This is a genomic window from Bryocella sp., assembly GCF_058498515.1.
Genome location: NZ_JBMHYI010000010.1, coordinates 92,123 through 106,480, shown reverse-complemented (window position 1 = coordinate 106,480; position 14,358 = coordinate 92,123). Strand labels below are relative to the sequence as shown.

Annotated in this window: 11 protein-coding genes; 7 read left to right on the top strand and 4 right to left on the bottom strand. The window is 62.5% G+C overall.

All coding sequences use genetic code 11. The features are described from left to right. Window positions 1–2: 2 nt before the first annotated feature. Both AC5E6W_RS03125 and AC5E6W_RS03120 read right to left on the bottom strand, forming a co-directional pair. Window positions 3–977 (bottom strand): energy transducer TonB, encoded by a 975-nt coding sequence (locus tag AC5E6W_RS03125; protein ID WP_491750796.1) that lies wholly within the window; start codon window positions 975–977, stop codon window positions 3–5. Window positions 978–1,023: 46 nt separating this feature from the next. Continuing rightward, complete coding sequence (locus AC5E6W_RS03120) at window positions 1,024–1,644, bottom strand: hypothetical protein (protein ID WP_491750795.1); 621 nt, start codon at window positions 1,642–1,644, stop codon at window positions 1,024–1,026. An 89-nt stretch (window positions 1,645–1,733) separates the two neighbouring features. Between AC5E6W_RS03120 and AC5E6W_RS03115 the strand changes: the two genes are divergently transcribed. Next, complete coding sequence (locus AC5E6W_RS03115) at window positions 1,734–3,026, top strand: nickel-dependent putative hexonate epimerase (protein WP_491750794.1); 1,293 nt, start codon at window positions 1,734–1,736, stop codon at window positions 3,024–3,026. Between the two features lie 273 nt (window positions 3,027–3,299). Here AC5E6W_RS03115 and AC5E6W_RS03110 read toward each other — a convergent pair whose 3' ends face one another. After that, a complete protein-coding gene (locus AC5E6W_RS03110) occupies window positions 3,300–3,770 on the bottom strand; it encodes a MarR family winged helix-turn-helix transcriptional regulator (RefSeq protein WP_491750793.1) in 471 nt (156 codons plus the stop codon). 57 nt (window positions 3,771–3,827) lie between these two features. Here AC5E6W_RS03110 and AC5E6W_RS03105 point away from each other — a divergent pair, with 57 nt between their 5' ends. The 6 genes from AC5E6W_RS03105 to AC5E6W_RS03080 all read left to right on the top strand — a co-directional run bounded on the left by AC5E6W_RS03105 (window position 3,828) and on the right by AC5E6W_RS03080 (window position 12,236). Further along, a complete protein-coding gene (locus tag AC5E6W_RS03105; protein ID WP_491750792.1) occupies window positions 3,828–4,796 on the top strand; it encodes a quinone oxidoreductase family protein in 969 nt (322 codons plus the stop codon). Between the two features lie 144 nt (window positions 4,797–4,940). Then, complete coding sequence (locus tag AC5E6W_RS03100) at window positions 4,941–6,203, top strand: tagaturonate epimerase family protein (protein ID WP_491750791.1); 1,263 nt, start codon at window positions 4,941–4,943, stop codon at window positions 6,201–6,203. 174 nt (window positions 6,204–6,377) lie between these two features. Continuing rightward, the gene (locus AC5E6W_RS03095) at window positions 6,378–6,875 is read left to right on the top strand and encodes a gluconokinase (protein WP_491750790.1); all 498 of its coding nucleotides are present in this window, start codon (window positions 6,378–6,380) and stop codon (window positions 6,873–6,875) included. 207 nt (window positions 6,876–7,082) lie between these two features. Next, window positions 7,083–7,859, top strand: coding sequence for a glucose 1-dehydrogenase (locus AC5E6W_RS03090; RefSeq protein ID WP_491750789.1), 777 nt, complete (start codon window positions 7,083–7,085; stop codon window positions 7,857–7,859). 398 nt (window positions 7,860–8,257) lie between these two features. After that, window positions 8,258–9,913: an amidase gene (locus tag AC5E6W_RS03085; protein WP_491750788.1), complete on the top strand. Its 1,656-nt coding sequence runs from the start codon at window positions 8,258–8,260 to the stop codon at window positions 9,911–9,913. A 244-nt stretch (window positions 9,914–10,157) separates the two neighbouring features. After that, window positions 10,158–12,236 (top strand): beta-glucosidase family protein, encoded by a 2,079-nt coding sequence (locus tag AC5E6W_RS03080; protein WP_491750787.1) that lies wholly within the window; start codon window positions 10,158–10,160, stop codon window positions 12,234–12,236. A gap of 439 nt (window positions 12,237–12,675) precedes the next feature. Here the strand turns inward: AC5E6W_RS03080 and AC5E6W_RS03075 are convergent, their stop codons facing one another. After that, window positions 12,676–14,265, bottom strand: a complete 1,590-nt coding sequence (locus AC5E6W_RS03075) for a DHA2 family efflux MFS transporter permease subunit (protein ID WP_491750786.1) — start codon at window positions 14,263–14,265, stop codon at window positions 12,676–12,678. Between the last annotated feature and the right edge of the window lie 93 nt (window positions 14,266–14,358).

Here is a 14,358-nt window from a genome sequence, read left to right as displayed (position 1 = left end):
CGTCATGGATGTGCGCCGTATTGGATCTGCACCAGAAAGCCGGAGCGGACGGGTTTGCCGTCCAGGCTGGCAGCGCGAAAGGTGAAGTGCGCGGCGGCGAGGAGTGTCTCCTCATCGAGGCCGGCACCGATGGGTTGGATGACCTGGAACTCCGATGGCAAGCCGTTGCGTTCCACAGTGACATAGACTTCGCTCTCGCCTGCAAGGCGAAGCTCGGCGGCAGCTCGCGTGAAGCGGGAGGCGAAGGATTGGGCGACTTCGGGTGGGTGGAAGCTGTCCGGCTCTAGGGTTTTGAAATGAACTGCGGGGGACTGGGTCGAGGCGCAATGCTGTACGTCGTCGGCGGCATGGGCGCTGGGTGGGCCTGCGATGAAATAGGCTGCGGCGTAGCAGCGCCAGAAGGCCGGAACTGACGGTGCGAGCTGGGCGAGGCCGTCGGCGAAGATGGCATCGAGCGCTTCGTCGAACGAACCTTTGGCGTTGGCATGGACCGTGATCTGGACGCGCTCAGTGGCGCGGAAGAAGCGCTTGTCGCCGCGCCGCAAAGAGTAAGCGAGCAGCGTGGTGCTGCCGATGGAGGTGGCGCGCTGCAGAGGGCTTCCTGGGGCCGGCGCGATGAGCGCGACGCGTGTGCCGTGCATTCGCAGCTGGTCGCCGTGAACGGACACGTCGGAGACGTCGATGCCGCTTAGCGTTACCGGACCACGGTGAGCTTCGGTGGGATGGACCGGCTGACCGCGGCCGTCGAACTCGAGCGTGTCTTCCTGCCAGGCGTCGCGGAGGTAGAGTGGGTGACCGATGAGGCGCTTGCCGAGGTCGATGGGGTGGGCTTGGGCTCGCGCCGGGCGCGAGAGGACGGCGAGAGCTGTGAGGGCGATTACGGAAAAGAGGTAGCGACAGACTCGAAAGCGGCTGCAGCGATCACTAGGCGCGGGGATCTCAGATGGGGGCCGCTGGAGCGGTGCTTCGGCGTTCATGTAGAGTGCGCCTCTGGATCAGGGGGATGCCGTATCGAACCGCGGCCTACGACTGGCTGGTGAAGATTTGTGAGTTAGCTATCGGTGGATTGTCTGCCGGCTGCGGCCAGGTGATTCTGGATGCTTTGAACCAAGTTCCACCAATGGCCAAGATGGCAAGCATCAAGAATAAAGAGTGCCATCGGGCATCGAATGCAACTGATGGCCATGACAGCATCCATGCAACGCCCCCCGCGATTGGTAGCCATCCGGTCTTCCATGACATTTTGGGATACTGAATTGCGGCGCGGGGATTGTTATACGGGGTGCGGAGGGTGGCGGGGAGTTGGCCGCTGGTGAAAACGAGGGCGAGGATCATCCACGTCCATGCCCAACTATCGGATCCGTAAGAAAATTGACGGTATGCGATCAAGAAACCCAGCGATATGACGAGACCGATGGCTGTCCACCCTGCCGAGTCGGCCATCGTACGCAAATCAATTATTTCAGTGAGCGGATAGAGGCCTCCTCGAATGCCGGCGGCCAGGCGCAATCTCGATTCTGCAGCGATAGCGCTTCCGAGGAGATAGAGGACGACGGCAATCGTGACCGGGTGCCAGGCGTGGAGAAATTGCACTACCAAAAGTCCGGATAGCACAAATCCGCAGCCCAAGAGCATGAGCAGCACACACCGCGTGGCGGAGATTCGCACGGTTTGCTTCATACCGGTGGATTATAAGGTGGTTTGACAGGCTTCGGGCTTACCATGAAGGAGCTATGAGCCTACTGTTTGCTGCTGGATCGCCTACTACGGAACTTTCTCTGGATGAAACGCGTGCGGCGCTGCATGAAGCGTTTGCGAAGCTGGGTGCACGGAAGAAGGTGTTGGCGGTTCCGCCGGACTTTACGCGGTTTCATTCGAAGTCGGGCATGCTGACGGAGATGGCTTGGGAGTACTACGGGGACGCGTTGACGGATGTGTTGCCGGCGCTGGGTACGCATACGGCGATGACCGACGAGCAGCTGACGACGATGTTCGGCGCGGTGCCGAAGTCGCTGTTTCGGGTGCATAACTGGCGGGATGACATTGTGACGCTGGGCGAGGTGCCTGGCGAGTTCATGAAGGAAGTCAGCGAAGGCAAGCTGGACTACACGTGGCCGGCGCAGGTGAACAAGCTGCTGCGGGACGGGTCTCCAAACGGCGGGGGGTTCGATCTGATCATCTCCATTGGGCAGGTGGTGCCGCATGAAGTGGTCGGCATGGCCAATGGGAGCAAGAACATTTTTGTGGGCACCGGCGGAGTGATGGGGATTCATCGCTCGCACTTCCTGGGCGCGGTGTATGGCATGGAGCGCATGATGGGGCGGGCGGATACCCCGGTGCGGCGCGTGCTGGACTATGCGAGCGAGCACTTCGGGAAGCTGCTGCCGCCCATTGTTTATATCCAGACGGTGGTGAATAAGAACGATAAGGGCGAGCTGGTGTTGCGGGGGCTGTACATCGGTGAGGGGACTGAGCCGTTTGAGGCGGCGGCGGCGCTGAGCCTGGAGTGCAACTTCCTGATGATGGACCGCGAGATCAAGAAGGCGGTGGTGTATCTCGATCCGCATGAGTTCCACTCGACTTGGCTGGGCAATAAGAGCATTTACCGGACGCGGATGGCGCTGGCGGATGATGCGGAGCTGATTGTGCTGGCACCGGGCGTGAAGGAGTTTGGCGAAGACAAGCAGATCGATACGCTGATCCGGAAGTATGGGTATTGCGGAACGCCGGCCACGCTGGAGGCGGTGAAGAATGACGCGGATCTGGCGGGGAATCTGTCGGCGGCGGCGCATTTGATTCATGGTTCGAGCGAGGGGCGGTTTACGATTCGCTACTGCCCGGGGCACCTGACGCAGCAGGAGATCGAGAGCGTGCACTTTGAGTATGGGGATCTCGCCGAGTACACGAAGAAGTACAACCCCGACGTGCTGAAGGATGGGTGGAACGTGGTGGATGGGGAGGAGATTTTTTATATCTCGAACCCGGGGCTGGGGCTTTGGGCGTATCGGGGACGGTTTAAGGATTAGCGGCTTCGTTGTTAGCCGCTTTGCGGTAGCGAGATGTTGCATGGGCTTCAGTCCCTCACGGGGCTGGAGCCTGTTTTCTTTGCGGGCTGCGGGGTGCGGGCTTCCGGTGCTGGGATGGATATGGGCGGGAGCGGGTTTCTGTAGAGCTGTGAGGTGTTGAGGTCGCCCGCGTTGCGGGCTTGAGCTGTGAGGTTTGTTGGAGCGGGGCCATCCTGCGAGCCCATATCTCTTCGAGATATGAAGCACCCGGTTGGTTGCTGCTCCTATGCGTGGCTACTGCTGGAGGGCGTCGGCGAAGCGGCGCATGAGGCGGACGAGGTCGTCGAGGTCGTGGGGTTCCCAGGTTTTGAAGATGGCTCGGCCGAGGCGTTCGCGGGCGGCGTCGAGGAGGTGGGTCATGGCTTTGCCTTTGGGAGTGATGGCGGCTTCGCGGACGCGGCGGTCGGACTTGCTGGGCTGGCGTTTGATGAGGCCTAGCTCTTCGAGCTTGGCGACCTGGCGGCTGACGGTGGTGTAGTCGCGGCCGGCGCGGTCGGCGAGATCGACGACGCCGATGGGGCCGAAGCGTTCGATCCCTACGAGCAGCGGGAAGAGGGCGCGGTCGAGTGGAATGCCGGCTTCGCGGATGAGGACTTCGTCGCGCTGAGGCTTGTTCATCGCGCTGACGATGTCGAGGGTGGCGCGATGGAGTTCGCGCAGCTGGGCGGAAATATGTGTATTTTGCACGTTTTTTCTTGACGCCATCCTGGGCCTCCGATATATGTGCATTGTACACATATTGGTGTTGCGAGGAGAAGTGCGATGAAGGCAGCGATGGTTCGAGGAGTGGGGCAGACGCCGGTGTATGGCGAGTTTGCGGAGCCGGTGGTGGCGGAGGGGCAAGAGCTGGTCACGGTGACGGCGGCGGCGATGAGCCATGTGACGAAGAGCCGGGCGGCGGGCTCGCATTACAGCGTTTCTGATTCCAACGGGATGTTTCCCTTCGTTCCGGGGATTGATGGTGTGGGCAGGCTGGCGAGCGGAAAGCGAGTGTACTTCGTGATGCCGCGTGCGCCGTTTGGGGCGATGGCGGAGCGGGTGACGGTGCGGCCGGAGCAGTGCATTGCGTTGCCGGATGAGTTAGACGATGTGACGGCTGCGGCGATTGCGAATCCTGGGATGTCGGCGTGGGCGGCGTATCGCGAGCGAGCGCGGCTGAAGGCTGGAGAGACGGTGCTGGTGAATGGAGCGACGGGCACAGCGGGGCGGCTGGCGGTGCAGATTGCGAAGTGGATGGGAGCGAAGAAGGTGATTGCGACGGGGCGCGATGAGGCGGCGCTGCGGGAGATGGCGGAGCTGGGTGCGGATGTGGTGATTCCGCTTCGTGGGATCGCGGATGAATTCGAGGAGAAGCTCAAGGAGCAGTTTGCCCAGGGTGTGGATGTGGTGCTGGATTACCTGTGGGGCGAGAGTGCGCGGGCGGTGCTGATGGCGGCGGCGAAGGCAGCACCGGAGGCGGTGCCGATCCGGTTTGTACACATTGGATCCTTGAGTGGGCCGGAGGTGTCGCTGCCGGGGGCGGTGCTGCGGTCGTCGGCGATTGAGCTGATGGGGAGTGGGATTGGGAGCATACCGATGGAGCGGCTGATGACGGCGGTGCGGGAGTTGATGCTGGCGGCGGCGCCGGCGGGGTTGAAGATCGCGACGACTCCGACGCCGCTGGCCGAAGTGGAGCGGGCATGGCCGGTGGATGACAGCAGGAGGCGGACGGTGTTCACGCTGGGGAGCTGATCGGCCGGAGGGCAACGATATTCGACCTGTCTGACGCAGCATTTGCGCGGTCTGACTGCGCGGGCATATTCTGGAGAGCGTTGCTCTCGTGGCCTTGGCCCTTCGGGCCTCGTCTCAAGTTTTGATCCAGCAGGAGAATTTGGTATGGCGGAAGCATTGAAGTTGCCGAAGTACAGCATCGGCACGGGTGATCGTTTTGCGCATCAGGCGAAGGCGCAGTTGGCGGCGGTGATGAAGGCGGCGCAGGATGGCGTCGACATCGCAATCGTGTGGAACAAGTCCAATCGTGAGCACACGATCATCGGCACAGAGCCCACGCAGACGCGTGAGGCAGCGGATGCGGCGGTGAAGGAGCTCGGGTTCAAGGGCGAGTACTTCCTGGACGCGGATCACATCACGCTGAAGACGGTGGACCGGTTCCTGAAGCCGTGCGACTTCTACACGATCGACGTGGCGGAAGAGATTGGCAAGCCGGCGGCTGCGGCTGATGTGGATGGCTTTGTCTCGCGTCATCCGGAGCTGGTGGGCGAGGTTCGGATTCCGCGCATCGCGGAGCCATTCAAGACGGACGTGGCGTTTGTGAAGGGCGTGGCGAACAAGTTCCTGGCGGCGGTGCAGGATGCGGGCAAGATCTATCGCCACATTCTGGAAGCGAAGGGCGAAGGCAAGTTTGTCGCTGAGGTCTCGATGGACGAGACCGATCTGCCGCAGACTCCTGTGGAGCTGCTGATTATTCTCGCGGCGATTGCGGACGAGAAGATTCCGATCCAGACGATTGCGCCGAAGTTTACGGGGCGGTTCAACAAGGGTGTGGACTATGTGGGCGATGTGCCGCAGTTCACGAAGGAGTTCGAGGAAGACCTGGCGGCGATCGACTTTGCGATCAAGCGCTATGGGCTGCCGGAGAACCTGAAGCTTAGCGTGCACTCGGGCTCGGACAAGTTCTCGATCTACAAGGCGATTCACAACGCGATTGTGAAGTTCGACGCGGGTGTTCACCTGAAGACTGCGGGTACGACGTGGCTCGAAGAGCTGATTGGTCTGGCTGAGGCTGGTGGCGAGGGCCTGGCGATTGCTAAGGAGGTCTACCGCGAGGCTTATGCGCACGAGGAAGAGCTCTGCAAGCCGTATGCGACGGTGATCGACATCAAGCATGCGGACCTGCCTTCGCCTGATGCGGTGGATGGCTGGACGAGCAAGCAGTACACGTCGGCGCTGCGGCATGACCAGAAGAACCCGGCCTACAATCCAAGCTTCCGCCAGCTGCTGCATGTTGGCTTCAAGGTGGCGGCGAAGATGGGCGACAAGTACCTGAAGGCGCTCGAGGCGAACGAGGAGTTCGTGGCGAAGAACGTGACGACGAACCTCTATGACCGGCATATTGTGCCGGTGTTTCTTGGCAAGTGAATAGAGAGTAGAGGGCTGCTGTGCGTTGGCGCGCAGCAGCTTCTCTGCGAGAGATGACCGGGAGAAACCAGAGCCGGAGCCTTGGTGCGAAAGGCTTGTTGTCGGTCCGAACTTTTTCCTGCTATTCTCCGTTGCGCTGCCGGAGCCGCATTTTCACCTTGTTTGGAGTTGTGAATGATCGTTGTTCTGATGGGGGTCACGGGTAGCGGGAAGACCACCGTGGGCACGCTTGTGGCTGAGCGGCTGGGTACGGTCTTTGCCGATGCTGACGACTACCATCCCAAGGCGAACAAGGACAAGATGGCTGCGGGGCATCCGCTGAATGATGATGATCGGCAGCCGTGGCTGGAAGAGCTGAACCGGATCATGCGGGGATGGCAGGAGAGCGGCAAGGGTGGCGTGCTGGCGTGCTCGGCGCTGAAGGCGAAGTATCGCGTGACGCTGGCCGCGGGATTGCCTGAGGGCGAGCCGCATTTTGTGTGGCTGGATGGAGCGAAGGAGTTGATTGCGGACCGGCTGGCGCAGCGCAAGCATGAGTACATGAACCCGAATCTGCTGGCGAGCCAGATTGCGACGCTGGAGCCTCCCGCGGATGCGCTGCACGTGATCAATGACCGTGCGCCGGAGGCGGTGGCGGATGAGATTTTGAGCAAGTTGGGTGCTACGCCGTGAAGACGGTCTGATTGAGCCGCGGGCATTCCCTCAGCGGCTAAAGCCGCATTGCAAACGCTCCCTTATGGCGGGACTAAAGTCCCGCCCTGACAAAACAGGAAGCTAGCCCGACAAAACTAGGGAGCTAGCCCTGACAAAACAGGGGCTGGTGCAGAGGTCCCTAAGAGCGAAGACAAAGCAAGACGATACAAGGAGCGAGTGATTTCGATGGCAAAGAACCTCTTCGATCTGACCGGCAAAGTTGCCGTGGTTGTGGGCGGCACGTCGGGCATTGGGTTGGCGATGTCGATTGGGCTGGCGGAGGCTGGCGCTGCGGTGGTGGCTACGTCGCGGCGCGCGGAGCAGGTGGATGAGGCGGCGAAGGCGATTGAGGCTGTGGGCGGGAAGACGCTGCGGCTGACGTCGGATGTCGCGGATCGCTCGACGTTGCAGACGCTGTGCGACGAGACGATCAAGGAGTTCGGCAAGGTCGATATCCTGATCAACTGCGCGGGCAGGATCAAGCGCGCCGCTACGCTCGACTTCCCGGAAGAAGAGTGGAACGCGATCATGGACACGAACGTGACGGGAACGCTGCGGGCCTGCCAGGTGTTCGGCAAGGTGATGCTGGAGCAGGGCTATGGGCGGATCATCAACATTGCGTCGCTGAACACGTATGTGTCGCTGAAGGAAGTGACGGCGTATGCGTGCTCGAAGGCTGCGGTGGGTGCGCTGACGAAGTCGCTGGCGGTGGAGTGGAGCTCGAAGGGCGTGACGGTGAATGCGATCGCTCCGGGAGTGTTCCGCACGGCGCTGAATCAGAAGCTGCTGGATGAGAGCGACCGCGGCAAGGAGCTGCTGATGCGGACACCGATGGCTCGGTTTGGTAAGACGGAGGAGCTGGTGGGTTCGGCGGTGTACCTGGCGTCGGATGCGAGCACGTTTGTGACGGGCGAGATCATCGTGGTGGACGGCGGGTTCCTGGCTAGTGGTGTGAATCAGTAGGGGAAATGCGAGCTTCTAGCTCTTAGCTTCTAGCTCCTAGCTCCTAGCTAGAGTCCAGCTCTCAGATTTCTAGGGCCGTGTGCAGCGATGCATGCGGCCCTTGGTGTTTGTTGGACAGTAGCCGCAAGCGGAGCATCTGTGGCGCGCACTAGCCCAGGTCCCTTGAGGGACCCGGGGCACCCGTATCGCTCAGGGCCGGGAAGAGCGAAAGATAGGCGCTGGCTGGATTGTCTCGCTTGCCGAGACGAACGCAACCCGATAGCCTGTAGCCACACTCGCAGCGTTGTTCTCCCGGTGTTGGCCGCATGTTTGAGGCTTGCTGAAGGCTATCTGCCTTTTGCGCCGACGTGTATCGCTTGGGTGCTATTTGGCTTTTGAGGTCGAAGGAGAGCGCAGGAATGAAGCTGACTCGTCGTGGATTTACTCGGCTGTGTGGTGGTGCGGTGGTGGCGAATGGCTTGCTGCACAGCTGGCCGATGGAGGCGGATGTCCCGGGTGGAACGACGGGGCTGACGGCGAAGACGCTGACTGAGCTCTCGGACATGGTGCATGCGAAGCAGGTGACGCCGACGCAGCTGGTGCAGGCCCTGCTGGAGCGCATGAATGCGATCAATCCCAAGGTGAATGCCATCGTGACAGTGATGGGCCGGGAGGCACTGGCGCAGGCTGCGGTGCTCGATGCGGAGCAGAAGGCGGGCAAGTTCCGTGGGCCGCTGCATGGGATCCCGCTGGCGCTGAAGGACAACATCGACACGGCGGGAACGCGCACGACGGCGGCGAGCCCGATGTTCAAGGATCGCGTTCCTACGGAGGATGCGGCGATCGTGGCGAAGCTGAAGAAGAGCGGCGCGATCATCATCGCGAAGGCGAACCTGCATGAGTTCGCCATTGGGTGCACGGGGGATGTCTCGTACTTTGGGCCGGCGCGGAATCCCTGGGCGCTGGATCACATCACGGGAGGATCGTCGTCGGGCTCGGCGGCGGCGCTGGCGGCGCAGCTGGTTCCGGGGGCGCTGGGTACGGACACGGGTGGGAGCATTCGTTGTCCGAGCGCGTGGTGTGGGACAGTGGGGCTGATGCCGACGATCGGGCTGGTGTCGATTCGCGGGATCATTCCGTGCCGCGCGTCTGCGGACCATTGCGGACCGATGGCTCGCACGGTCGAAGATGTGGCGCTGATGCTGGGGCAGATGGCGGGCTACGATCCGCTGGATATTTACAGCGTGCCTAGCAGCCCGGTGGATTACGTGAAGGAGATGCATCAGCCGGTGAAGAGCCTGCGGCTGAGCACGCCGCAGAGCTACTACGATCACGTCGATCCTGAAATCGATGCGGCGGTGAAGGCGGCGCTGGAGGTGCTGAAGGGGCTGACTGCGGGAGTGACTTCGGAGGCTCCGCTGTGGGAGGGCCTGATGGGCGACACGACCGGGGAGCAGGAGGAGTATCACCATGAGCTGATCCAGAAGTACGGGATCAACTACATGGGGCCGGACCGGACGCGGTTTGCGGCGATGGAGAACCCGGCTCCGGGCACGCACTTTGCATCGGCGATGGAGAGCGTGAAGGCGCATGAGCAGTTGGCGACGACGCGGCGGATGATCGATTCGCACTTTACGGACTTCGACGTAGTGGTGGTGCCGACGACTCCGATGCAGGCGGGGAAGATCAATGACTCGCTGGCGCAGGAGGCGCGGAGCACGCCGCCGACGGGCAAGGTCTACAACTGGTTTGAGACGGGCGGCGGTTGTACGAACACGCGGGCGTTCGATCTCTTCGGCGTTCCTGCGATCTCGCTGCCGTGCGGGTTTACGAAGGCGGGGATGCCGATTGGGCTGATGATCGCGGCTCCGCACTTCCAGGAAGGCCGGGTGCTGGCGCTGGCGTATGCATATCAGCAGGCGACGGACTGGCACAAGCGCACGCCGACACTGACGGCGGAGACGGTGGTGCCTCCGATCGTGGAGAGTACGCCGGCTCCTGCGGGCGGACGGACGCCGGCAGCGGCTCCGGCAACGGATGAGGAGAAGCCGAGCACGACGGAGAAGCCCAGCTAGGATCGCCTCCGATTTGTCTCCCGAACTCCCTCGCGCCTCAACGGTGAAATGCTGTTGAGGCGCGAGGTGTTCAGGGGAGAGGTGCGAGTGATGGCGTTGGTCCTGCGCGGCTGGCCATGGCGTGTGTATCATGGCGGGCATGTCACGTTTCGTGTTCCGTCGCGGTTTGCCGTTATTCGCTTCAATCGTTTGTCTTGCGTCCTTGAGCGCGCAGCAGCCTGCAGCTCCGGCTAACCGCCCATGGATGAACAAATCGCTGACGGCGGAGAAGCGTGCCGAGCTGGTGCTGCGGGAGCTGACGCTCGATGAGAAGATCGCGCTGGTTCACGGCGAAGGCATGCGTGGCTGGGAGGATATGTCTCCTGAGATCAAGGCGATCCATTACCTGGGCAACGGTGGCGCTGGATTCGTGCTGGGAGTGCCGCGGTTGGGGATTCCGCTGATCCAGCAGAGCGATGCGGCGTATGGTGTGCGGTCGAGCGCGGAGAATGGGCGATACTCTACGGCGCTGCCCTCGAACCTGGGGTCGGCGGCGAGCTGGGACCCGGAAGCGGCGTGTGCGTATGGTGCGCTGATTGGACAGGAGCTGCGGGCGCAGGGTTTCAACATGACGCTGGGCGGCGGCGTGAACATCACGCGCGATCCGCGCAACGGGCGCACGTTCGAGTACATGGGAGAAGATCCGGTACTGGCCGGTACCCTGGTGGGTGCTCGCATCCGCTGCGAGGGGGAGCAGCATGTGATCTCGGACATCAAGCACTATGCGCTGAATGGGCAGGAGAGCGGGCGGCAGGAAGTGGATGTACAGATCGGCGAGCGGGCGGCGCATGAGAGCGACCTGCTGGCGTTCGAGATTGGGATTCGTGACGGGCATCCGAATGCGGTGATGTGCAGCTATAACGGCGTGAATGGCTTGTATGCGTGCGAGAGCCCATGGCTGCTGACCGAGGTGCTGCGCAGGGAGTGGGGCTTTAAGGGATTTGTTGTTTCGGATTGGGCGGCGACGCACTCGACGGTTGCTGCGTCGGCGGCGGGACTGGACCAGGAGCAGCCCTTGGATTTGTTTTATGGCCCGGCGCTGAAGACGGCGGTGCAGAGCGGCGCCGTGCCGATGCAGCAGCTGGATGAGCATGTGCTGCATGTGCTGGAGGCGGAGTTTGCTGCGGGGATCGTGGATGATCCGGTGGTGAGGTCGGTGGTGGACCCGCTGCATGGCTTCGAGGTGGCTCGGCGTACGGAAGAGCAAAGCGCGGTGTTGCTGAAGAATGCGGGCGGGGTGTTGCCGCTTCGCGCAAGCGCTGTGCGGTCGATCGCGGTGATTGGAGAGCATGCGGATACGGGCATGATCTCGGGTGGCGGGTCAGCGCAGGTGGACCCTCCGGGCGAGCCTGCGGGACGGCACTGGAAGGCGCATGTGTGGTTTCCGACGTCGCCACTGAATGCGCTGAAGGCGAAGGCTCCGGGGGCGCAGTTCAGCTTTGCTTCGGGTGAGAGCCTTGCGGAAGCGGTAGCGCAGGCGAAGCGGGCGGAGGTGGCGATCGTGTTCGCGCACCAGTGGTCGTCGGAGGACTACGACCAGCCGAACCTGTCGCTGCCGGATGGGCAGGACAAGCTGATTGCAGCGGTGGCGGCGGCGAATCCGCACACGATTGTGGTGCTGGAGACGGGCAGCGCGGTGACGATGCCGTGGCTGGCGAAGACGCCGGCGGTGCTGGAGGCGTGGTTTGCCGGGAGCTCGGGCGCGGATGCGGTGGCGAACGTGCTGTTCGGGGACGTGAACCCTTCGGGCAAGCTGCCGATGACGTTCCCGATGAGCGAGAGCGAGCTTCCGCGCGCGACGATTGCGCAGCCGCCGGAGCCGGTGGTGAATGGGAAGCTGAGCTTCAAGGTGGACTACAACATCGAGGGCGCGGCGGTGGGGTACAAGTGGTACGAGTCGCAGCATAAGCCGGTGTTGTTTCCGTTCGGCTTCGGGCTCTCGTATACGACGTTCCGCTATGAAGACCTGCATGTGAGCGCGGATGGGATGCAGGCGACGCTGACGCTGACCAATGCGGGCTCGCGCAAGGGTGCGGAGGTTGCGGAGGTGTATGCGTCGATTCCGAGTGCGGCGGGTGAGCCTTGGAAGCGGTTGGTGGGCTGGCAGAAGGTGGAACTTAATGCCGGCGAGAAGCGGGTGCTGAAGATCAAGCTGGAGCCGAAGGCGATCAGCGTGTGGAACGAGAGCGCGAAGAAGTGGGATCGGCCGAGCGGGGTGTATCGCGTGGAAGCGGGGCCTAGTTCGGCGGAGCTGCCTTTGAAGGCGGAGTTCAGCGTGCGGTAGTGCCTTTGGGCTCAGGGCAATTGCGTTGACTGGCGTGGGATTTCTGTAGAGCGATGAGGTGTGAGGTCGCCCGCTGTGCGGGCTGTGAGCTATGAGGACTGCTGTGGCTAGTGGGCTCCGGCGGGGCCTAGTTCGGCGGAGCTGCCTTTGAAGGCGGAGTTCAGCGTGCGGTAGTGCCTTTGGGCTCAGGGCAATTGACTGACCGGCGAGGGATTTCTGTAGAGCGATGAGGTTTGAGGTCGCCCGCTGTGCGGGCTGTGAGCTATGAGGACTGCTGCGGCTAGTGGGCTCCGGCGGAGCTGCCTTTGAAAGCGGAGTTCGGCGTGCGGTAGTGCCTTTGGGCTCAGGGCAATTGCCTTGACCGGCGAGGGATTTCTGTAGAGCGATGGGGTGTGAGGTCGCCCGCTGTACGGGCTGTGAGCTATGAGGACTGCTGCGGTTAGTGGGCTCCGGCGGGGCCTTTGCCGGGCTTTACCTTCTTGAAGAACCACACGATGATCACGCAGAAGAAGCAGAGCAGCGAGAGCCAGCGGAAGACGTCGATGAAGCTCCACAGCGAGGCTTGTTGCGAGAGCGAACGGTAGAGCGTGGCCTGTGCGGGAGCGGTCGCGTTCGCGGCTCCATAGCTGCCGGAGAGGAAGCCGGTGAGCGAGTGCAGCTGCGTGGTCAGGCCGGTGCCTGTTGAGGAGTCGAGGATTTCGTTCTGGTGGACGTCGGAGCGGCGGGTGAGCAGCGTGGTGGCGATGGAGATGCCGATGGAGCCGCCGATGTTGCGCATCAGGTTGAAGACGCCGCTGGCGTTGCCGATCTGGTCGTTCTTCAGGGTGCCGTAGGCGGCGGTGGAGATGGGCACGAAGACGAAGCTGAGGCCGAAGCCAGTGATGAGGATCGGCAGGAAGAGAGTCGTCGGCGAGACGTCGGTGGTGATGGAGCCGAAGTAGAGCGTGGTGCTGCCGAAGACGACGAAGCCGAAGGTCAGCAGGTAGCGTGGGTCGACCTTATTGGAGAGGTAGCCGATGACCGGCATACCGCAGATGGCGCCGAGGCCGCGCGGAGCGACAACGAGTCCGGCGGTGAAGGCGGTGTAGCCGATGAGCTCCTGGTAGAAGAGCGGGAGAACGGTGACGGTGGAGTAGATGCCGATGCCGAAGAGGAAGATAAGTATGGAGCCGAGCAGGAAGTTGCGGTCTTTGAGGACCTTGAGGTCAACGAGCGCGTCCTTGCGGGTCCAGGAGCGGTAGACGAACCAGGTGAAGCTGGCAATGAGGGCTACGAAGGCGTAACGGATCCACGTGGCGCCGAACCAGTCATCTTCCTGGCCCTTGTCGAGGATGACCTGGAGGGCTCCGGTCCAGACGACGAGGGTGGCGAAGCTGATGGTGTCGAACCTGGGCGCCTTGGCCTGCTTGATGTAGGCGGGGTCGTGGATGAAGCGGTTGATCATGTACAGCGCGAGGATGCCGATGGGGATGTTGATGTAGAAGGCATAGCGCCAGGAGTAGGTGTCGGTGAGGTAACCGCCGAGAGTGGGCCCGAGCACAGGGGCGACGACCACGCCGAAGGCGAAGACGGCCATGGCGGCTCCGCGCTTGGCGGGCGGGAAGCTTTCGAGCAGGATGGCCTGGGAGAGCGGCTGGAGTGCGCCGCCGCCGGCTCCCTGCACGACGCGTGCCAGCAACATGAACCCCAGTGTGGGGGCAGCGCCGCAGGCGAAGCTGGAGATGGTGAAGATGAGGACGCAGGACATGAGGAAGCGCTTGCGTCCGAAGCGAATGGAGAACCAGTTGGAGGCTGGAAGGATGATCGCGTTGGCGACCAGATAGCTGGTAAGGACCCAGGTGGCTTCGTCGGTGGAGGCAGAGAGCGAACCGGCGATGTAGGGCAGCGCGACCGACGCGATGGCAGTGTCGAGCACCTCCATGAAGGTCGCGAGCATGACCGAGGCTGCAATGAGCCACGGGTTGACGCCCTGCGCAGCCAGCTGGGACTGGTCGGGTGGAGCGGTCGCGGTTTGGGCGGCGGCGGCCATAGGGCGTTGCGGGCATCTCCGGGGAGGTGGGAAGGTGTCGCAGGGCGCAGAGCCCTCAGGGTTTCATGTTGGATGCAATGGGGTTGTGGACGA

What these genes read in the sequence shown, in the direction of transcription:
- AC5E6W_RS03105 (WP_491750792.1), top strand. Translation starts at nt 3,828, where the DNA reads ATGAAGGCAGCGATGGTTCGAGGAGTGGGGCAGACGCCGGTGTATGGC.
- AC5E6W_RS03080 (WP_491750787.1), top strand. Translation starts at nt 10,158, where the DNA reads ATGAACAAATCGCTGACGGCGGAGAAGCGTGCCGAGCTGGTGCTGCGG.
- AC5E6W_RS03075 (WP_491750786.1), bottom strand. Translation starts at nt 14,265, where the DNA reads ATGGCCGCCGCCGCCCAAACCGCGACCGCTCCACCCGACCAGTCCCAG.
- AC5E6W_RS03090 (WP_491750789.1), top strand. Translation starts at nt 7,083, where the DNA reads ATGGCAAAGAACCTCTTCGATCTGACCGGCAAAGTTGCCGTGGTTGTG.
- AC5E6W_RS03095 (WP_491750790.1), top strand. Translation starts at nt 6,378, where the DNA reads ATGATCGTTGTTCTGATGGGGGTCACGGGTAGCGGGAAGACCACCGTG.
- AC5E6W_RS03125 (WP_491750796.1), bottom strand. Translation starts at nt 977, where the DNA reads ATGAACGCCGAAGCACCGCTCCAGCGGCCCCCATCTGAGATCCCCGCG.
- AC5E6W_RS03100 (WP_491750791.1), top strand. Translation starts at nt 4,941, where the DNA reads ATGGCGGAAGCATTGAAGTTGCCGAAGTACAGCATCGGCACGGGTGAT.
- AC5E6W_RS03110 (WP_491750793.1), bottom strand. Translation starts at nt 3,770, where the DNA reads ATGGCGTCAAGAAAAAACGTGCAAAATACACATATTTCCGCCCAGCTG.
- AC5E6W_RS03085 (WP_491750788.1), top strand. Translation starts at nt 8,258, where the DNA reads ATGAAGCTGACTCGTCGTGGATTTACTCGGCTGTGTGGTGGTGCGGTG.
- AC5E6W_RS03115 (WP_491750794.1), top strand. Translation starts at nt 1,734, where the DNA reads ATGAGCCTACTGTTTGCTGCTGGATCGCCTACTACGGAACTTTCTCTG.